The organism is Cupriavidus basilensis, assembly GCF_000832305.1.
Taxonomy (GTDB): domain Bacteria; phylum Pseudomonadota; class Gammaproteobacteria; order Burkholderiales; family Burkholderiaceae; genus Cupriavidus; species Cupriavidus basilensis_F.
Genome location: NZ_CP010537.1, coordinates 267,176 through 287,625, shown reverse-complemented (window position 1 = coordinate 287,625; position 20,450 = coordinate 267,176). Strand labels below are relative to the sequence as shown.

15 protein-coding genes are annotated in these 20,450 nt (G+C 66.2%); 9 read left to right on the top strand and 6 right to left on the bottom strand.

From position 1 onward, the window contains the following. Positions 1-2 precede the first annotated feature (2 nt). Complete coding sequence (locus RR42_RS22070; RefSeq protein WP_043353037.1) at positions 3-2,483, bottom strand: type VI secretion system Vgr family protein; 2,481 nt, start codon at positions 2,481-2,483, stop codon at positions 3-5. A 233-nt stretch (positions 2,484-2,716) separates the two neighbouring features. On the opposite strand from RR42_RS22070, the gene tssB reads away from it, so the two are divergent. The 8 genes from tssB to tssE all read left to right on the top strand — a co-directional run bounded on the left by tssB (position 2,717) and on the right by tssE (position 12,371). After that, the gene (gene tssB / locus RR42_RS22065; protein WP_043353035.1) at positions 2,717-3,232 is read left to right on the top strand and encodes a type VI secretion system contractile sheath small subunit; all 516 of its coding nucleotides are present in this window, start codon (positions 2,717-2,719) and stop codon (positions 3,230-3,232) included. 25 nt (positions 3,233-3,257) lie between these two features. Next, complete coding sequence (gene tssC, locus RR42_RS22060) at positions 3,258-4,805, top strand: type VI secretion system contractile sheath large subunit (RefSeq protein WP_043353033.1); 1,548 nt, start codon at positions 3,258-3,260, stop codon at positions 4,803-4,805. 119 nt (positions 4,806-4,924) lie between these two features. Beyond that, a complete protein-coding gene (tssK, locus tag RR42_RS22055; RefSeq protein ID WP_082055041.1) occupies positions 4,925-6,271 on the top strand; it encodes a type VI secretion system baseplate subunit TssK in 1,347 nt (448 codons plus the stop codon). Further along, positions 6,268-6,921: a DotU family type IV/VI secretion system protein gene (locus RR42_RS22050; protein ID WP_043353030.1), complete on the top strand. Its 654-nt coding sequence runs from the start codon at positions 6,268-6,270 to the stop codon at positions 6,919-6,921. The genes tssK and RR42_RS22050 overlap by 4 nt, the downstream gene beginning before the upstream one ends. Before the next feature lie 11 nt (positions 6,922-6,932). Continuing rightward, on the top strand, positions 6,933-8,648 hold the full coding sequence (locus RR42_RS22045; protein WP_043353027.1) for an OmpA family protein: 1,716 nt from the start codon (positions 6,933-6,935) through the stop codon (positions 8,646-8,648). A 15-nt stretch (positions 8,649-8,663) separates the two neighbouring features. After that, entirely contained in the window at positions 8,664-9,149 is a 486-nt protein-coding gene (locus RR42_RS22040) for an Hcp family type VI secretion system effector (RefSeq protein WP_043353024.1), read from the top strand. Between the two features lie 100 nt (positions 9,150-9,249). Then, positions 9,250-11,940: a type VI secretion system ATPase TssH gene (gene tssH, locus RR42_RS22035; protein ID WP_043353022.1), complete on the top strand. Its 2,691-nt coding sequence runs from the start codon at positions 9,250-9,252 to the stop codon at positions 11,938-11,940. Then, a complete protein-coding gene (gene tssE / locus RR42_RS22030; RefSeq protein ID WP_043353019.1) occupies positions 11,937-12,371 on the top strand; it encodes a type VI secretion system baseplate subunit TssE in 435 nt (144 codons plus the stop codon). Before tssH ends, tssE begins: the two co-directional genes overlap by 4 nt. A gap of 164 nt (positions 12,372-12,535) precedes the next feature. Here tssE and RR42_RS22025 read toward each other — a convergent pair whose 3' ends face one another. Next, entirely contained in the window at positions 12,536-13,513 is a 978-nt protein-coding gene (locus tag RR42_RS22025) for a helix-turn-helix domain-containing protein (protein ID WP_043353017.1), read from the bottom strand. 229 nt (positions 13,514-13,742) lie between these two features. Here RR42_RS22025 and RR42_RS22020 point away from each other — a divergent pair, with 229 nt between their 5' ends. After that, on the top strand, positions 13,743-13,955 hold the full coding sequence (locus tag RR42_RS22020) for a hypothetical protein (protein WP_236702151.1): 213 nt from the start codon (positions 13,743-13,745) through the stop codon (positions 13,953-13,955). Between the two features lie 15 nt (positions 13,956-13,970). On the opposite strand, the gene RR42_RS22015 is transcribed toward RR42_RS22020, so the two are convergent. The 4 genes from RR42_RS22015 to pelG form a co-directional block, all read right to left on the bottom strand. Continuing rightward, positions 13,971-16,346 carry a CHASE2 domain-containing protein gene (locus RR42_RS22015; protein WP_052494853.1) on the bottom strand — a complete coding sequence of 792 codons (2,376 nt, stop codon included), beginning with the start codon at positions 16,344-16,346 and terminating at the stop codon, positions 13,971-13,973. 46 nt (positions 16,347-16,392) lie between these two features. After that, positions 16,393-18,069 (bottom strand): FecR domain-containing protein, encoded by a 1,677-nt coding sequence (locus RR42_RS22010; protein WP_236702149.1) that lies wholly within the window; start codon positions 18,067-18,069, stop codon positions 16,393-16,395. A gap of 43 nt (positions 18,070-18,112) precedes the next feature. Next, a complete protein-coding gene (locus tag RR42_RS22005; protein WP_236702148.1) occupies positions 18,113-18,877 on the bottom strand; it encodes a response regulator transcription factor in 765 nt (254 codons plus the stop codon). A 201-nt stretch (positions 18,878-19,078) separates the two neighbouring features. After that, on the bottom strand, positions 19,079-20,449 hold the full coding sequence (gene pelG, locus RR42_RS22000) for an exopolysaccharide Pel transporter PelG (RefSeq protein WP_043353013.1): 1,371 nt from the start codon (positions 20,447-20,449) through the stop codon (positions 19,079-19,081). Position 20,450: the final 1 nt, after the last annotated feature.

Genomic DNA, 20,450 nt, shown 5'->3' with positions numbered 1-20,450 from the left:
TATCATGCCGAGGCCCCCCGGTTGTCCAACACGCGAATCACGACGGTTTCGACATCGTGGCTATTCTGCAGTGCGGTCCGACCCATGGCATCGGTCATGCCCTTGATACGAGTGCCGTCTTCACGCACGATCTCGTAGGACTGATGCTTGAGCACTTCGCCAGTGACCTTGTTCCGAAGGACGTAGGGATCGTTAAACGCCGTCGTCGCAAGACTATTCATATGCTGAGCCAGTGACGTGGGCCCCTGACGGCTGAACGCAGCCGACTTGATGGTCCGGTCCCCGCGCGTGCCGTCCTCGATGCCCGTAGACGACAGGCGAAGATAGGAGCCGCCACACTTGAGCAGCAGTTCCTCCCTGGCCTCGATCACGACGCGCCCGTTTGCACTGCTGATCGTCATGTTCTTGTCCGACAGCAGGCGCATCTCGTCGCTCTGAGCCTGGATCTCGACTTTGCCCTTTGCCGCAAACAGCTTGATGCCGAGCTTCTGCGCGAACATGGATATCCGTTCGCCTGCCGCAACCGTGAAACGCTTGAGCACGCTGATGTCGGCATGACCGCCAGCGGTGGCGATCAGGTTCTGGGCGGCCGTCAGTTGCAAGTCGGAGCCCGAGGCCAGCGCGATGCCCGCCGGTGCGCTGACAAGTATCCCGGCCTTGTTCAGCGCCGTCAGCGTATCGCTGAGCAGGGCTTTCTGCCGGTTGTAATCCGCGGCCACCGCTTGCACCGCATTGGCAGCCGAGGCCAGCGCTTCGCTCAGCTGGAGGGCTTGCTGCAGCAGGTTCTGCGCAGCCTCCATATCGAGCTGCTGACCGCCGGCATTCGGCTGGTCATCCGCCGAAATGAACACCCCCTTGCCACCCCGGATCGCACCCCAGCCAGAGGTGCGCAGCTCAAAGCCTTCACCGCGCTTCTGGCGCTTGGCCGTGACCATATGCCCCAGGGTCAGCTGGCTTTTGCCCGAATGCTCGGTGGAAATATGGACGTGTTCCTCGTCCTTCCAGTCTTCAATCTGGAATTTGCTGCGGCTCTGCGTCTCGATGAGATTGCGTGACAGCCACCGGTCCTGCGTGGTGATCAGGTCCTCCTGCCGGCTGTTATGCAGCGCGTGCGCGATATAGGGCTTGTTCGGATTGCCGTCGCGAAAGGCAATGGCGACTTCGGTGCCGTCGATGAGCGGGAAGTGGAACCCGGTTTGCAGGCCGCCGGCAAACGGCTTTGCCAGGGGGATGGCCGCACTTTCCATGCCCTTGGGCCAGGGCTCAAAATCAAAATCGAAGCGGACGATGTAGTGGCCCGCTTTGGTCAGGTACGCGTGCTTGTATTGGTTGGGCGAGGTGATGCGCGCGCTCAGCGTGCCCGTTATCTTCGGCCAGTTTTCCTCGTCCAGCGGCAGGCGAAAGCGCCGGTCCGACGGGATGGCCTTGTAGGTGTTGCGGTAAGCCGCGTCGCGCCCCCCGGTGTGGATGACTTCGGTGATGACCTGCCCGTTGGGGGCTTCGGCCAATGGCTCATCCATGCGCAGGATGCCGCCGGAGTGCAGTCTGAGCACGTTGCTCTCGCCCGCATAGATCAGCTGGCCGGCCAGCAGGGCCTCGTGGCGCAGCTGCGCCTCCCACTTCGCCTCGGCCGTGTCCAGAAGATGCGTGCCGTAGATATACTGCTGGCCGTAGGTTGTCTTGTCCTTGCGCGCGACGTTGGCCTCGCCCTTGATGGGTTCCCACGCCTGCTCCGGGTTGTAGTCGGCGACCAGGACCGATTCGGGCACGGTCTTGGCGTGCACCTGGATGTCGGATACCGCCTCGATGCCGGCTTCCAGCCCGGCGGTCTCGCGATAGGGCACGCGCAGCTCTGGCTGGTAGACGTAGTGGTCGATGTCGTCGCCGAAGACGATCATCTCGCCGAACTTTCCCGGGACGAAGTAGCAGTACAGCCCCTCCTGGCGCATCAGCAACTGGACATATTCCCAGTCGGATAGCTGGTACTGGAAGCGGAACTTGTGCTGGGTGTACTTGCGGCGCAGCTTGAGGAGAAACTGGTGGCCCCGGAGATCGTGCCGGCGCAGGATGGCCTCGATGATCTCGGGGGCTGTCTTGTTCTGGTAGATGCGCGTGGTCCGCACGAGCTCGAGCCGCGCGGCCAGTGGCCGGAGCACGATCTCGTAGGCGAAGAAATCGCGCGTGCGCTTCGTGCGCGAGAACGCCGAGATCCACCCCGCGAATCGGCGCGGTTCGCTGCCGTCGCCGGGGTCAATCACGAAGGTGGCATCCCGGTTGAGGTATTCGGCCCGGTCGAGTTCCAGCGGGTGGGTTAGCCGGATGGTGACGGTGTAGAGCTCTCCCAAGCGCTCGACCGCTTCGAACGACACCATCGACAGTTCCGCCGCGCTGGCCGCGCGAGGGACGTCCAGATGGTAGGCCTGGTGCCTGGGTATCCTTGCGCCGTAGGCATCGTATGCATCGAATTCGTCGATAGCGCCCATGTCTTCTCCGTTGTCAGCTTGATCGACCCTGACGCAGGACTCTAAACGGATCTCACATCGCCATAAATGTTATTTTTACGATTTCTAAAAAAATGCCACTTTTTGAGAAAATTCGTACTTGTCCTATTTATCTCGCATAGGGCTCCATGCTACTAATGCCGACTGGCTGCCTAACTGATCGTTGCCGCAAGAACTGAAGAGCGTTCAAATCAGAGACAAGAAAGGAACAAACGATGGCTGAGAGTTTCCAGAACGAAGTGCCTAAGGCACGGGTCAATATCAAGCTCGACCTGCACACCGGCGGCGCGCAGAAGAAGGTCGAACTGCCGCTCAAGCTGCTGGTGATGGGCGACTACAGCAACGGTCAGGACACGCGGGCGCTCGCCGAGCGTGAGAAGGTGTCCATCAACAAGAACAACTTCAATTCGGTCCTCGCCGACTTCAACCCGAAGGCAAGGATCGCCGTCGAGAACACCCTGGTCGGCGACGGCACCGAGCTGCCGGTTGACCTGGACTTCCGCTCGATGGACGACTTCAAGCCGGAAGTCGTCGCCGGGAAGGTGCCCGAGTTGCGCGCGCTGATGGCAGCCCGCAATCTGCTGCGCGACCTGAAGTCGAACCTGCTCGACAACGCGATGTTCCGCCGCGAACTGGAGAAGATCCTCAAGGACCCGGCCTTGTCCGAGCGCCTGCGCGCCGATCTGCAGAAGATCGGCGAAGCCGCGCCGGCCTCACCGTCCGTCCAATAAACGTCTTCCTTGAGGAATGAATCCCATGGCAAAGCATGAAATCGCCGCGCGCGCCAATAGCGAAGCGGACACCGCGGTCCTGGATGCACCCGGCAAGAGCGTCTACGAGTCCCTGTGCGAGAAGATCAACCTGACACCGGTCAAGGCCACGCGCCCGGTGGAGTCTTTCCAGAGCGCCGACGCGCTCGCCGAATCGTCGCTGGATGAACGCGTCGCCCAGGCGATGAACGTGTTCCTGAAGATGATCCAGGACTCGTCGCAGCAGGTGGACCGTCTTGACAAGAGCTTGCTTGATTTCCATATCGAGCACCTTGACCAGCAGATCAGCCGCCAGCTGGACGCGATCATGCACAACGAGACGTTCCAGCAGATCGAATCGGCCTGGCGCGGGCTCAAGTTCCTTGTCGATCGCACCGACTTCCGCAAGAACGTCAGGATCGAGGTGCTGGACGCCTCGAAAGACGCGTTGCGCCAGGATTTCGAGGATACCCCCGAGATCATCCAGAGCGGCCTGTACCTGCACACCTACATCCAGGAATACGACACGCCGGGGGGCGAGCCGATCGGCTCGATCATCTCGAACTACGCGTTCGGCCGCGGCCCGCAGGATATCGCCCTGCTGCGCAATATCTCCAAGGTCTCCGCCGCGGCGCATATGCCGTTCATCGGCTCTGTCTCGCCGGCCTTCTTTGGCAAGGAATCGATGGAGGAGGTGGCCAGCATCCGCGACATCGGCAGCTACTTCGATCGCGCCGAGTACTTGAAGTGGAAGAGCTTCCGCGAGTCGGACGATGCCCGCTATATCGGCCTGACGCTGCCGAATTTCCTGGCGCGGCTGCCCTATGGGCCGGAAACCGTGCCGGTGCGCGCCTTCAATTACACCGAGGCGGTCAAGGGCCCGGATCACACCCGCTATCTGTGGGCCAATGCGTCGTTCGCGTTCGCCGCGAACATGGTGCAGAGCTTCATCAAGAACGGCTGGTGCGTACAGATTCGCGGCCCGCAGGCCGGCGGCCTGGTCGAGTACCTGCCGATCCACCTGTATGACCTGGGCACGGGCAACCAGGCCAAGATCCCGACCGAGGTGCTGATCCCGGAAACGCGCGAGTTCGAGTTCGCCAATCTGGGTTTCATCCCGCTGTCCTACTACAAGAACCATGACTTCGCGTGCTTCTTCTCCGCCCATTCGGCCCAGAAGCCGGCGCTCTACGACACCAAGGAAGCCACGGCCAACAGCCGCGTCAATGCGCGCCTGCCGTACATCTTCCTGCTCTCGCGAATAGCCCACTACCTGAAGCTGATTCAGCGCGAGAACATCGGCACCACCAAGGACCGCCGCCTGCTGGAGCTGGAGCTGAACACCTGGGTCAAGACGCTTGTGACCGAGATGACCGATCCGGGCGATGAGTTGCAGGCGTCCCATCCGCTGCGGGAGGCCAAGGTGATCGTCGAGGATATCGAGGACAACCCGGGCTTCTTCCGCATCAAGCTGTTCATCGTGCCGCACTTCCAGATTGAAGGCATGGACATCAACCTGTCGCTCGTGTCGCAGATGCCGAAAGCGAAGAACTGATCGGCCACGATCAGTCTCGATTAGCGCTGCCATGACGTAGCGCCGCTGCACGCTGGCTCGACAGCCACCGTGCGGCGCTCCCATGCGGAAAGGGCCTTTCCGCGCAACGGCCGATCACGATGAAGATAACCAGACCGCTGTGGACGCAGGGCATTTTCATGACCCCGCAGCATTTCCAGCAACAGGCACTGTGGGACCGGTATGCCGACGAGTGCGTCGCGCGCCTTGCCAGCTCCGATCCATGGGGTACTGTTCGCGTCGCCTTTGACCTGCAGGCTTTGTCCATTCATCGTCTGGTGGTGAGTTCCCTGGCCCTGCGCCTGCCGGACGGCACGGTGATCGACACCGAGACGGCGGACCGCACACCCGCCACACGCGACCTGCGCGACGTACCGGCGCACATCGACACCGTGGTCGTGCAGATCGGCCTGCCGCTGATGGACGCGCAAGGCGGCAACTGCGTCGAGGCTGGAGAGCGGCCCGACCGGCCGCGCCGATTCGCGCGCGAGTATCTGGAAGTCGCCGACCTGCATGGGGCAGGCAAGGAAGAGATCAGCGTTGAGCGGCACGCGGTGGCGCTGCTGTTCGATTTCGAATCGCACGTGGATTATGTGACCTGCCCGGTCGCTCAGCTGGTGCGCACGCCCCAGGGCCGCTTCGAGCACGATCCGGCCTTTGTGCCGCCCTGCCTCTTCCTGTCGGCAAGCGAGCGGCTCACCGAGCGCATGAAGCGGCTCTCCGAGATTCTGAGCGCCAAAAGCGCGAGCCTGTCCGTGCGCCGTCGCGAGCGGTCCGACCAGATTGCGGATTTCGCGGTTGCCGATGTGGCGTTGTTCTGGCTGCTGCACAGCGTCAACAGTACCTGGCCGGAGCTGGCTCGCCTGTGCGCCGAGCCACAGCAGCACCCGGAGCGGCTCTATGGCATCCTCGCGCGTCTGGCCGGGTCGCTGCTGACGTTTTCCACCACGGAGACCCTGCGCGCCATCCCGCCTTACGACCACCTCGCGCCGGAACCCGTGTTCGCGGAACTGGAGTCGCTGATTCGTACCCTCCTCGACACGGTGATCCCGTCACGGGTGGTCCCGGTTACGCTGGAGCGCTTGCGGCCCACCGTGTGGGTCGGCAAGATCCTCGACGAGCGCCTGGTCGAAGGCGCCGAGTACTACCTGTCCGTCCGGGCGAGCGTCCCCGCCCACGCGCTGCTCGAACAGTTGCCGCGTCTGTGTAAGGCAGGTGCGCCGGACGAAGTCGAGCAGATCGTCAATTCCGCGCTGCCCGGCGTCCCGCTGCGGCCGATGTCGCGCCTGCCCGCGGCTATCCCCGTGCGCATCGAGAACCAGTATTTCGCGCTCGACAGCGCGCACCCCGCCTTCAAGCGCATGCTGGCGGCGCGAGCCTGTCAGTTCTACGTTCCCGGTTCGCTGCCGGACGTATCACTTGAACTCTTCGCAGTACTGCCGGCATGACAACCTTCTCCACCTCGATGCTGCCGCTCGCCTTGCGCGATACGGCCCTGACCGTCACTGAACTCACAGACGATACGAAACCCATGGGCTTCAAAGCCTTCCAGTCATTGTGCCTCGGGCAGGTGTCTCGCCTGCGTGAGGAGCTCTCGGCTGCCGGCCTGCCGGCCGACGTCGTCGAGGACGCCGTCTATGCCCAATGCGCTTTGCTGGACGAAGTCGCGCTGTGCAGGCTGCCCGACGACGATCGCGGCGCGTGGGAACGCGAGCCCCTGCAGGTGCGGGAGTTCCGCAGCCACGATGCCGGGCAAGCGCTGATCGCTCGCATCGAGCGGCGCCTGGGCGAGGCCAAGCCGGTGCTGCCGCTGCTCATCGTCTTCTACGCGGCATTGGGTCTGGGCTTCCAGGGCAGGTTTGCGCTGGATGGCGCCAGCGAACGCCTCGCGCTGATGCAGGCCATCGATGAACGGATGGATCGTGCCGGATGGCGCAAGCCGGACGGCCCGGTGCTGGTGACGGACGGCAAGGCGCATCGATGGTGCGCTCATCTGTCGCCGCTCGCCTGGATCACGATCTCCTGCGTCGGCGCGGGCCTCGTCTACCTCGCGCTGGACCGGTGGCTAGCCGCAGCGATCGTGCCGCTCGCCGGCTGAAAAGGGTATTCGTGACCGGCTACCCCTACCGCACACTCTTCGGCTGGATCGCAGCGCTCGCGCTGGCCTGGCTGGCGCTGAGTTCGCCATGGCCGGCGACATGGAACCTGCTGCTCGCGGCCTTCACGATCGGGCTGGCGCTGCTCGCGATCATCGTTGCCACGCGGCGGGTGCGTGCACGGCAGAGCGCTTCGCAACCGGTACTGCAAGCCATCGATGCATCGATGCATGGGCTGCTCCATGGTATCCGGCGCAATACGCCGCTGGTGTTGGCCATCGGGGACGCCTCGGGCGCCCCGCCGCTGGCATTCGGCGAGGATCTGGTCCGAGTCACGGACGCCGCGATCTGGGTGCGCGTGGACGACCCGGCCCGGCTGGCACACGTGGCTGACGCGCTCAAGCGCTGGCGCGCGGGGCAGGGACCGGATGCCGTCGCCTACCTGATTGGCGCCGACCAGGCCCGCGACGCGGCCGCGCTGAACGCCGGGCTTCGGCGTTGGCGCTCGGCCATTGGCGAGGCCAGCCGTGGGGTTGGCTACGGCCTGCCGGTCTGCGTCGCCGTGTACGCGGAAGACGCGACCCGAGGCGACGGCGCCCCGGAAGATGGTCCGTGGTTTGGCGTCTCCGGCACCGAGATACTGCAAGGCGATACGCTGCCTGCCCAGATTGCCGCGCTCGTCCTGCAGTACGGGCGGGCCGCGCTGCCAGCGGATCGCGAGGCCCGCATGCACCGCGCCGCGCGGCTCGATGCCCTGGCGCGCTGGGCCTGCGGCGCCTTGCTCCCTGCGCTGCTGGATAACCAACGCGGCAGCCGTCGGGTGCACGTGGCGGCATTCGGCGTGACCGCCACCGAGGGCGTCCCCGTCGTGGATTCGTTGTATGCCCGCTTCATCGAGCAGGCGACCGCGCTTACCCGCACCGCCAAGGCCGGCCACCGTGCGCGCTACCCGCTGCCGGATGCCCTGATCCGGGGCATCGCCCTGCAGCCCGTGCGGCGAGCGCTTCCACGCGCCATTGCCCACGCCTTTGCCTGGCTCGCGCTGGCCTTCTGCGCCGCCGCGGCGGCTTCCGCCTGGCAGAACCGCGCGCTGGTCGCGCGCGTCGCGGACGATATGGCGCGCTATCGCGCCATTGGACCGGAGCATGACGCCGCCCGTGTCGATGCGCTGCAGGCCATCAAGCGCGATCGCGACGAACTCGCTCGATACGCGCGCGTCGGCGTGCCACTGCGCCTTGGCCTGGGTTTCTATCGCGGCGCCGGCTTGCTGACGCCGCTCCATGCCCTGATCGCCGCGTATCAACCGCCGCCGCCGCCGCCCTCAACCATCGAACTGGACAGCCTGTCGCTCTTCAAGAGCGGCAGCGCGGTGCTCAATCCCGGCTCGAATCGCGTGCTGATCGGCGCGCTGGAGATGATCAAGGCCCACCCGCACAAGCGCGTGCTGGTGGCCGGGCACACCGACGCCGCCGGCAATCCTCGCAGCAACCTCAAGCTCTCCGAGGCCCGCGCGGCGTCAGTGCGTGACTGGCTGGCCGACGCGGCCGGCTTGCCGCCGACCCGGTTCGCGATTCAAGGCTATGGCGATACCCGTCCCAAAGCCGCCAACGATACCGACGCGGGGCGTGCCGCCAACCGGCGTGTCGAGATCACGCTCGTCCCCGATTGTCGCGACGGTGACCGTGACAACCGGACAACTTTGGGCCATCCGGCCTGTTCATTCCAGTAGAAGGAGAAAGAAGAAATGGCAATTCCCGCATACATGTGGATCAAGGACGATGGCGGCGCCGATATCAAGGGCTCGGTCACGGTCAATGGCCGCGAAGGCAGCGTGGAGGTGGTCGCCTTCGATCACGCCGTCAGTATTCCGACGGATTCCAATACCGGCAAGCTGACCGGCACGCGCGTGCACAAGCCGGTGGTGTTCACCAAGGAAACCGATGCCTCGACACCGTACCTGTACAAGGCGGTTACGAGTGGCCAGACCCTGAAGTCGGTCGAGATCAAGTGGTACAAGATCGACGACGCCGGCAAGGAAAAGGAGTACTTCAACACCAAGCTCGAGAACGTGAAGGTGGTCGGCGTCACGCCGAAGATGCTGGACATCAAGAACCCGGCCTTCGAGAAGCACAACCACCTCGAAGACATCGAGTTGCGCTACGAAAAGATTACCTGGTCGTACAAGGATGGCAACATCATCCACGCCGACAGCTGGAACGAGCGCTCGTAACACGCGCGCGGCCGGCGTGCGCCGCCGGCCTGCCATCTCGCGCGGACCCGGGATAGGGACCGCGCACTCCCCCCTTCACCCCGCGTCCTCCTTCTCCTCCATGACCGCCCGCGACCTCTCTGCGTTCCTGCGTCGTCTCAACGACCATTGCGCCCGTGCCCTGGCCGACGCCGCCAGCCTCTGCGAAACACGCGCCCACCGGGACATCGAGGTCGAACACTGGCTGATCAAGCTGCTGGAACTGGGCGACGGCGATCTGCTGGCAATCCTGCGGCGCTATGAACTCGATGTGGACGGCATCTGGAACGGGCTGCTCGCCGCCATCGACCGCCTGCCGCATGACCTGCGGGGCAAGCCTGGCCTGTCGCAACGCCTCGGCCAGTGGCTGGAGGCCGCATGGATGCGCGCATCGCTGGAAGCCGCGACGCCGGGAGAATCCACGTCAATCCGCTCCGCTCACCTGCTGGCCGCGCTGACCGAAACGCCACACCTGCTGCGGGCGCCCGGCGCCTGGCCGCTGTTGAGCGTCTCCGCCGTCCAGATCGAGCGGTTGATGCACGAACTCGACAAGATCTCGACCGAGGCAGCCGCTCGCGGCGCCGGCGAGCCGGCCAGGCCGGATTGCGCCCCGCTGTCGTCAGTGCCAGTCACTCCCGCCGCGCCCGCACCAACCCGGTCGATGCCCGGTCAGGCCGATGCATCGGCGCTGGCCCGCTTCACGACCGACGTTACCCAGAAGGCCCGCGACGGCAAGATCGATCCCGTCTTTGGCCGCGACGTCGAGATTCGCCAGATGGTCGACATCCTGGCGCGGCGGCGCAAGAACAACCCGATCCTGGTTGGCGAGCCTGGCGTGGGCAAGACGGCGCTGGTCGAAGGCCTTGCGCTCAACATCGCGCAAGGGAATGTCCCGGCGGTCATACAGAACGTCAGCGTGCTGACGCTGGACCTGGGCCTTCTGCAGGCCGGTGCCGGCGTCAAGGGCGAATTCGAGCAACGCCTCAAGAACGTGATCGAGGCCGTGCAGCAATCGCCAACGCCGGTGCTGCTTTTCATTGATGAGGCCCACACGCTGATCGGTGCGGGCAACACCGCGGGCGGCGCCGATGCCGCCAACCTGCTCAAGCCCGCCCTGGCGCGCGGCGAACTGCGCACGATCGCGGCGACGACGTGGTCCGAATACAAGCAGTACTTCGAACGGGACGCCGCGCTGGAGCGGCGCTTCCAGATGGTGAAGGTCGACGAGCCCGACGACGACGGCGCCTGCCTGATGCTGCGCGGCCTGAAGGAGCGGTATGCACAGCACCATGGCGTACACATCACCGATGCCGCCGTCGCCGCCGCCGTGCGGCTGTCGCGCCGCTATCTGAGCGGACGCCAGCTGCCGGACAAGGCCGTCGATCTGCTCGACACCGCCGCTGCCCGCGTGCGCATGAGCCTGGAGGCCACGCCGGTCGCCATCTCCTCGCGCGAGGCGCAACGCGCGGCGCTGGAGGTCGAGCGGACTGCCCTGCTGCACGACCAGGGGGCCATCGATGCCCGGCTGGCTGCGCTCGCCATTGAGCTCGAACAGTTTGAACGCGCCTTTGCCGAACAGAAGGGGGCTGCCGAGACATTGATCGCGTTGCGCGCGCGATGGCAATCCGCCGCCGACGAGTCGGCACGGCAAGATCTGACGCCATCGATCCAGGCCGCCCACGAGATGCTGACCAGGCACGGTCAGGCCGCGCTGATCCACGCGGAAGTGGACGAGACCGCCATTGCACAGGTGATCGCCGACTGGACAGGGGTTCCAGTCGACAGCCTGCTGTCCAGCGAGCTGGCCACGTTGCTGGCGCTGGAGGCGCGTTTAGGGCATATCGTGGTCGGCCAGGACGAGGCGCTGGCCGCGCTCAGCAAGAGCTTGCGGGCCGCCAAGGCGGGACTCAAATCCGAGGAGGCGCCGCTGGGGGTGTTCCTGCTGGTGGGGCCTTCGGGCGTGGGCAAGACCGAAACGGCGCGCGCGTTGGCCGACCTGATGTTCGGCGGCGAGCGTTCGCTTGTCACCATCAACCTGTCCGAATACCAGGAAGCCCACACCGTCTCGCAACTGAAGGGTTCGCCGCCGGGGTATGTCGGCTACGGGGAAGGTGGCGTCCTGACCGAAGCGGTCCGTCAGCGGCCCTACAGCGTCATCCTGCTTGACGAGGTCGAGAAGGCGCACCGCGACGTACTGAACTTGTTCTACCAGGTCTTCGATCGCGGCTTCATGCGCGACGGCGAAGGCCGGGTGATCGACTTCCGCAATACCGTCATCCTGATGACCTCGAACCTTGGCAGCGAGCAGATTCTGGCGGCCACGGACGCCGCCGTCACAGCTGGCGCCGAGCTCGCCACCGGCACGCTGATGGAGGCGATCCGCCCGATGCTGATCGACCACTTCCAGCCGGCACTGCTGGCACGCTTCCAGACCATTGTCTACCGCCCGCTGTCGGCCCACGCCATGGCAATGATCGTGCGGATGAAGCTCGGCAAGGTGGCTGAGCGCATCGCGCGCCGCTTTGGCGTGCCGCTGCGGTGCGGCGACACGCTGGTGGACGAACTGGTGCGAGCCTGCCTGCTGCCCGACTCAGGCGCCCGCAATATCGACACGCTGCTCGATCAGCAGATCCTGCCGGTACTGTCGCGTGAGCTGCTGGTGCGCATGTCAGGCCAGCAGGTGCCGGCGTCGATTCACCTGTCCTTCTCCGAGGGCGACGGTATCGGCCTGGAGTTCGAGGAGCCGGCAACGACAGCCGGGGCCGGCGCGTGACACGGGGCGGGCCGGGCCTCTTTGAAGCGGTGACGGGATTCTTTGCGAATGGCGTGGCCGTACACGATTTCGATGCGGCGACGCAGACGTTCCTGTCCGTGCGGGACAATATCCAGCGCATCCTCAACAGCCGTCGCGGCAGCCTGGCGCATCTGCCGGATTATGGGCTTGGCGACCTGTCCAGGATCTACCGGCATCTGCCCGCGTCGGCGCACACGCTCAAGCGCGAAATAGAAACGACGCTGCTGCGCTATGAGCCGAGGCTGAAATCCATCGACATCGCGATCGAAGAAACCGAACCGGGCATGTTGCTCAGCTTTACCATGAGCTGTCAGCTGCATCAGGCCGGGCTGGTGCGATTCGGCACCCACTTCACGCCCGATGGGCAGACGCGCCTCAAGCTGCTGAAAGCCGAGCGTGACCGTGAGTGATTGATCGAGCGAGTGAGTGATCGAGCCATGGCGGCCTGTCATGGAATCCTAGCCACCAGCATGACAGCCGTCAGAGGCAATCGCACCACGGCCGATGGCATCGTGCGGTTCCGGCCCAGCCCGGTTCCGGTTCCTGATACGGTTCCCTCAACCCTGTCAACGACTCACCTCCCCCTGCCTGCGGTCTCCGATGGCAACTCCCCAAAAAACGCCCGATACTGCGCAGCGAACCGCGGCAGATGATTAAACCCCCACCGTGCCGCCACCACGCCCACCGGCTCCGGCGCCTGCCGTCCACCCAATGCCTGCCTCACCCCATTCATCCGCAAAGCTCGAACAAACTCCAGCGGCGCCAACCCGGTGACTTCATTGAAGCTGTATTGCAGCGTGCGCCTTGAAACCCCAAGCCGTTCACACAGAACCAGAACACTCCAGGGCGCCTCGGGCGCGGCGCGCACCATCTCATACGCCTGTGCGACCAGCCGCCGCCGCGCAGGCGGCGTAGGCAGCAGGACATCCCCGATGCCATGCGTCAGGGTGGACACCACCGCCATCAGCAACGCATCGCGCATGGCGCTCTCGACAAAGCGCTGGTTGAATACTTCGCTCTGCATGGCTGACGCAGCCAGCACCGCCAGCATCGCCGCCCGGAAATCCTCGGACGCGGCGCGCCGCACCTCCGTGGCCGGCTGCAAGCGCGCGATCAGCTCCGGAACCCCCTCGCGCTCCATCACGCGTTGCAGCGCGGGCAGCGGCAACGTCACGCCGAGCAGGTCCAGCGATGGCGGGGTGCGCATGGCCAGCGGCTGGCCGTTGCCGGCGCGCAGCACGGTGTCGCCGCTCATCCGGTAGCCGGAGAACCAGCCATCGGCACACTCGCGGTGGGGCAAGGCGATGGAAAGATAGCCGCGCCGTGCTTCGCCCTCCTCCAGCAACGCCTGGTTGGTGCGTTCACGGAAGACGTGGACGTCGCCATAGGTAGCCTGCTGCACTTGCGCAAGAAAATGCCCGGGCGTGAGTTGCTGGTAGCGCTGCTGCCAGCCGTCCAGGCCCGCTGCCGCCATGGCGGCCTCGGTGGCAACCAGGTGGCGTACCGGGCGCCCGCTGGCGCCTGTGTCGAGGGACTCGGTGTTGCTGTGCATCGGTGGCGGCCTGTTGGGGCGATTGACACCATCGGCGGCGGGTGGGCGTGGCCCGGCGCGCCAGGGCTCTTGTGCAGGCACTGCGCGATGATTGTATCGCCAGGCCAGGCCAGCGTCGATGCGCGGCGCAGCAGGTCCGGCGGCGCCTGGGTGAGCGTCCTTGCATTTGTTGACAGTAGCCGACGCGGCCTCGCCATAGAATGCTGCGCTATTCATGGCAGGCTGAGATATGGGATCGCGATCCGAACGGTACAGGTTGCTGGGCTACGTTGCGCTTTGCATGGTGGCGTTCGCGCTCGTCACCGTGCTGTGCGTGACGCTGCAGGACGGCAACGAGCAGCGCGCGGCGCGCAAGATCCGCCAGATGGACAGCCGCGCCACGGCCACCGTCACCACCGCAGGCCAGGCTGGGCTACCAGCGGTCACGCGCGCATCGCGCTGAGCGCCTGCGAGCGGATCAGCAGGGCAGGAAGATCGTGAAGGTGGCGCCGGCACCCGCGGCGCTGGTCAGCTTGATCTCTCCGCCATGACGCTCCACCACGGTCTTGACGAACACCAGCCCCAACCCGCTGCCGGCGGGCGCATCCTGCTCGGTGTCGCGCAGCCGCGCGAAGGGCTGGAACAGGCGGCCCTGGTCTTGCTCGGCGATGCCCCGGCCCTGGTCTGCCACATCGATCGCCAGCCCCTGCGGCACGCGATACAGGCGCACCGTCACGGTCGTTTGGGGCGGACTGAACTTGATGGCATTGCTCACCAGGTTGGCAATCGCCCGCACCAGCAGCACCGGCTCGGCCAGGAGCTGCGACTGCTCCTCTTCCACGTCGACTTCCACCTTCAGTTCGATCCGTGCGGCGCTGGCGAGCGCCCATAGCTCGTCGGTGGCGTCCAGCACCACGCCGGCCAGGTCGACCTCGATGAAGTTGAGGTGCGTCGCTTCCGCACGGGCCAGCCGGATAAAGTCGTCCGCGAGTTCCAGCGTTCGGTTGGCGTGCTCGCCGATGCGGGCCAGCAGGGCTGCCTCGGGCAGCGCCCGGCCAGGCTCGTTCTGCAGGTCGATCAGGGCAAGGATGGAGGACTGCGGGGACCGCATGTCGTGCGAGATGAAGCGCAGGGACTCCTCGCGGCGCCGCTCGGCCATGCGCACCTGGGTGATATCGATGACGCTCACGATCAGGCCGGCGACACCGCCGGTGTCGCTGCGCAGCGGCGCGCCGCGCAGCAGCATCGGGTGTTCGTCGCGCGCTTCCAGCTCCACCCCGGGCGGCGCCTGCACCGGGTGCGCGGCGTCGGCCTCGACATAGACGCTGCATAACTGGTCCCAGTAGTCCAGCCCGGCCTTGGGCTGGACGAACACTTCGTTGATCAGTTCGCGAATGCCGGGGCGCGGTGCGTTCATGTCGCCCAGCGGCCCGAGCGTGCGCGGCGCCAGCAGCAGGCCACGCCGGTTGGCAAGCAGCACACGGCCACCGCGATCGCAGATCACGGTGGCTTCGGGCAGGCCTTCGAGCCCGTCCGCCAGGAATTGCCGCATGTCCCGCAGACGCGTGGTCATGCGGTAGACCGCACGCATGCGGGTATCGAGGTTGCGGCCCGATTTGCGGTCCGATTTGCCGCCCGATTTGCTGCCCACCTCGCCCTCGCCGGCGGGCATGGCCAGCAGGCCAGGCTCTTGCTCGAGCTGTGCGAGCTCGTCGGTGAGGAACTGCAGCGCCGCTTCCTGGCGCCGCCAGCTCCACAGCGGGTAGAGCAGGCTGCAACCCAGCACGGCGCTGGCCGGCGCGAACCAGAAGTGGCCTAATACGACCAGCAGCAGGCTGGCGGCCAGCGTGCCGGCCAGCAGCACCACCGTGACCAGCAGCGCGTTGCGCGGCGTCAGCGTCAGCGAGGCCAGGCTCGCCAGCAACACCGGCAACAACGTGCACAGCCAGAACCAGGGCGCCGGCAGGGTGACGATGGCCGTGTCGCGCTGCAGCGTCTGCATGGCGTTGGCGATGATTTCCACGCCGCTCATGCCGTGGCCGTTGCGCGATACCGGCGTGGGGAACACGTCGCCCAGCCCGCTCGCCGTGGCGCCTACCAGCACGGACTTGCCGCGGAAGAAGTCGCGCGGCAACGTGCCACCCAGCACATCGAGTACCGAGACCTGCCGGAACGTCCCCGGCGGCCCGGCAAACGGAATGCGCAGCCGGTAGTCCCGGGTCCAGCCATCGGCGCCGCGGTCATCCTCGGGGCCGTCGTGACGGTAGGCGGACACCGGCCGCGGCGGCTTGCCGAAGCCGACCATCGCGGCCGAGAAATGATTGAGCTGGCGGCCCGGCAGCCCTTCCTGCAGGAACACCTGGCGGGCAATGCCGTCGAGATCCACCGCGATATTGATGTGCCCCACCTCGCTGCCCAGGCCCGTCAGCGGATAGCGCACCAGCAAGCCGTCACGCCCCGCTTCGGCCAGCGCGGGCAGCACGACGTTGCCGGCGCGCGCCATGCTGCCTGCCAGCGCGCGGTCGTCCTCGGGATGCAAGGCGTCCGGCTCGGAGAGAATCACGTCGACCCCGATCACGCGAGGCGCGTCGGCGGCAATGCGGTCGATCAGGTCGGCCAGCACCCAGCGGCGCCAGGGCCAGCGGCCAATGGCGGAGATGCTGGGGTCGTCGATGGCGACGATCACGATCTCGTCGCCGGGCGCGTGATGCTGGGCCGCGACCGACAGGTCGTAGACCGCCTTGTCGGCGCGTTCGCTCCAACCCAGCACGGCGCACGCCGCCACCAGCGCCAGCACGGCGGCCGTCAACAGGCTCCATTCAACCAGCGTGCGGCGCTGGTAGCCAGCCATCATGCGTGCGGGCACCCGGCCCAGTGCGCGCGCGGCGAGTTGCGCCAGGCTAGTTGGCACGATTGAGCCAGCGTGAGCCGGCGCTCACGGGCTGGCCCTGCGAATCGCGCACGTACTGCACCACCTCGATACGCTGGGGCGCTGAGAAATGCGGCGCGCGGCCCGGATCCTGGCGAGCCACCCGCACAAAATACGTGCCGCTGCCGGGCCGCGGCAGGCGGGCCGCATTGGTCTCGGTGCTGACGTCGGCGACGATCTGCGTAAAGGGGGCGTCGGATGCCATCTGCACGCGGTAGGCTTGCGCCGCGCCATTAGCGCTGGCTCCGCTGGCGGCCGGCCATGCGAGCCGCAAGGCGTCGCCGCCATCGTCTTCCAGGCGCGGCTGCGGCGGCGACGGCTCCAGCGCGAACCCCACCGGCTCGCTCCAGGGGCCAGGCTGCCCGCCTGCATCGACCGAGCGCACACGCCACCACCAGCGGCCGGGCGCAAGCGCCTGGCTGGCCGAAGGCACCGTGCCGCGCGCCTGCAGGAGGCCTTGCGTGAAGTCCGCATTGGCCGCCACTTCGAATTCATATTGCGCCGCGTTGGCGACTTCGGCCCAGGTAAACATCGGCGTCTCGCCGTAGGCGGCGCCATCGCGCTCGGGCGCCAGCGTAAAAGGCGCGGGCGGATTCAGGCGCACCACGAACGGCATCACCGCGCCCGCGCCGCCAAGGTGCCGGGCATCGAGCGCGCTCACGCCCACGTAGAGCTCACCCTCGGGCAGGTCCTGGAGCGCTGCCTGCGTGCCCTCCACGGCCTGGGAGGACAGCAACTCCGTCTGGGCGGCATCGCGCGAGACCACCACGCGGTAGCTGGCGGCGCGCGCAACCGGCCCCCAGCGCACGGTGGCATGGCTTGCCAGCAGCGGCTGGGGCAGCGGCATCAGCGCCGGCGCCGGCAGCAGCGCGGCGGGCCGCGCCAGGGTGCCCGCGGCCGATGCGCTGACGCCGTAGCCGGCATTCACTACCGCTTGCTGGCCGCCGCGCGCGCGGGCCTGCACCTGGCCTTCGAGCACGGCGCTCTGGCTGGCGCCGTCCTCGGTGCCCACGCGAAAGCGCGTGCCGCGCACGCCGGTCACCAGCGACGGGGTACGGATCTCGAACCGCCCCACGCCGGTGCCGCGCGGCGCCACGCGGGACTCCACCTCGCCCTGGCCGATACCGATCACGGCGTCGGTCAGGCCCGTGCGGGCGAACGCGCGCAGCCGCTCGACTTCCACGGCTGTCGCCGGCGGCAACGTCACGCGTGAGCCGTCACCCAGTTCCAGGGTGACGGTGCCGCCGGCGCCGGTCTCGATGCGGGCGCCTTCGCGCAACGCCATGCCAGCCTGCAACGTGCGGCCATCGGCGCTCGCCGGCCCCGTTACGAAGACCACGCGGGCGGTGCCGTCGGTCACCGGGATGCGCGCCAGCGGGATGCGCAGGCGCATGCCGGGCGGCAGCCGGTAAGGATCGGCCACCTTGTTCAATGCCTGCAGCTCGCGCCAGCCGGCGGGGTTGACCATGAAGCGGTCCGCCACGCCAATCAGCGTGTCGCCCGGACGCACCTGGTAGATAAAGTTGGCGCCCTCGGCGCCTGCAGCCTGCGCCGCGGCGCAGGCGGACCATACGGCACCAAGCACGCCAACCAATCCGGCCATGCCGAGCGCGCCCATCGTGCATGCCGCGCGCGAGTGCCCTGCCATGCCTGCATTCCTGCCTGCTGCCATATCGAACCGCTTCATAAACTCAGTCTTCCTGCTTGTCCTGCATACCCTGTTGATCCTGCGAATGCTGTGAATCCTGCAGGCCCTGGTTATCCCCGTCGCCCGCGGCTTCGAAGCGGTAACCGTGGGCATACACGGAAGTCAGGCGCACACCGTTCTCGGGCCGCAATGCCAGCTTGATCCGCAGCCGCGAGATATGGGTATCGAGCGTGCGCGAGCCGACACCGATCGCGCGGCCCCACACGGCTTGCTCGACCACCTCGCGCGACACCAGGCGCCCCAGGTTGCGGAACAGGAACAACGCCAGGTCGAACTCGCGCGGCGACACGTCCACCCGGCTCCCGCCGCAGGTCACGGTGCGCGCCTGCGGATCGACAGCGTAGTTGCCCACCCGGATCAGCGCGCTGTCCTGCTGCGCCTGCGGATACGTGCGGCGCAGCAACGCGGATACGCGCGCCACCAGCTCGGCGCGGCGGATCGGCTTGATCATGTAGTCGTCGGCGCCCGCGCCCAGCCCGGCGACGATGTCCTCTTCCTGCGAGCGGCTGGTCAGGAACAGGATGGGGGGATTGCGCCCGGAGTTCTGGCGCACCCAGGTCACCACCTCAAGGCCGCTGGTATCGGGCAGTTGCCAGTCCACCACCAGCAGGTCGAACGCTTGCTCGCGCAGGGCCCGCAGGAACGTGCTGCCACTGGCGAAGCACTCGCACTCATGGCCGGCCGAGACCAGGATCTGCTGGATCAGCTCGGACTGGCTCTTGTCGTCTTCCACCGAAGCGATTCTCATACTTACCTCATGCTTGCCACGTCTTCTCTTCCAGATGCCACCGCGCGCTTCCTGCGCCGCCGCAAAGGCAACGCGAAATACCCGGGCAGGCCGGGCGCCAGGTACGCAAAAGGGGAATGGTACAGAATCCGGCGTCGCCGCGCCAAGGACGGCGCGGGAGGGTATTGCAGCGCGCCGGCAAGAAAGCCGGCGCGCGCGCCGTTACTGCAGCATGTAGGTTTCGTACTCGAGGCGGTCCAGCTTGCGGTCGAGCAGGTAGATCGCCAGGGCCACCACGATCAACAATGATACCGCGAAGCCGTAGCCATACCAGGCCGGTCCCAGTTGCAGGGTCACGGCGGTGAACGCCAGGTTGAGGATCACAAACAAGCCGCTGAGCAGCAGCACTTCCCGCCGGCGGTCGAGGTAGAAGTAGATATTGAGCACCCCGAGCAGCACCACCTGCAGGCTGGCGCCGATCACGTCCACATACAGTAGCGGCAGGTAGAGCTCCGAGATGCCGAGCGCCGCCAGCACGAACCTGCCCACGACAAACAGCACCAGCGCCGCAATGGCCTGCACCTTGACGATCTCGTACAGTCCCAGCCGGATCGTCTGCACCATGGTGTTGCGCATATCCTCGATATGCTCGAGCGAGCTGCCGCCGCGCACCGCGTTGTAGAAGGCGTCGTAATACTCGACGAAATCGGTCTCGATGCGCACCAGGAACACCGCCATGCCGGGGATGATTGCCAGGTAGGCCAGGAACACCGGGATGTCGTAGATGATCGACGCGTGCAGCGGCCCGATGACTTGCTGCCCCGTGGACGGCGAGTACCAGAACATGAACTTGTCGAGCCAGATGCCAAGGTTGTAAAGCAGCCCGATCAGCATCAGGCTCGGGTAGGCATAGCGCCGCTGGAACACCTCGAACGACATGAACCGCTGGCTGGTGTAGTTGCGGTAGATCAGCACCACCATGGCGCTCAGCAAGCTCAGCTGGCCGGCGACAAACCCCAGCAGCAGGCCCTCCACGCCATAGCTGCGCAACGCCAGCGCCGCCACCACGGTCAGCGTATAGCCCAGCAGGAAGGTCCAGACGATGGCCTTGTACTGCTTCATGCCCGTGAGGAAAATCACCGCGATCCAGATGTTGCTCATGACCACGAAGCCCGCGGTCATCAGCAACCGGTACAGCACCGACTGCTCCGGGAACGCAAACAGCGCGCAGCCGATGCCGATGGCGCCCGACAGCACCGTGACCAGCATGGCCACCGCGTGATAGTTCGACAGCACCAGGCTATCGCGCTTCTCGAACAGGCGGTCCGACGTAAAGCGGGTAAAAGCCAGCTGCATCGGCCCGGTCAGGATCAGGCTGACCGCAATCAGGTAGGTCACCGAGACCTGGAACTGCGTCACCAGGCTGCCCGGCACCACGAACGGCAGGCTGAGCACGCCGATCAGCAAGATGCCGACGATCGACAGGACCCACGGCCCGGAGCTGATGATGCCCGCATAGGCGTACGCGCCGAGCATGCCCGACAGGTTGTCCCGCCGCAGCATCTTGCGAAGTTCGAATCCAATCCCCGCCATC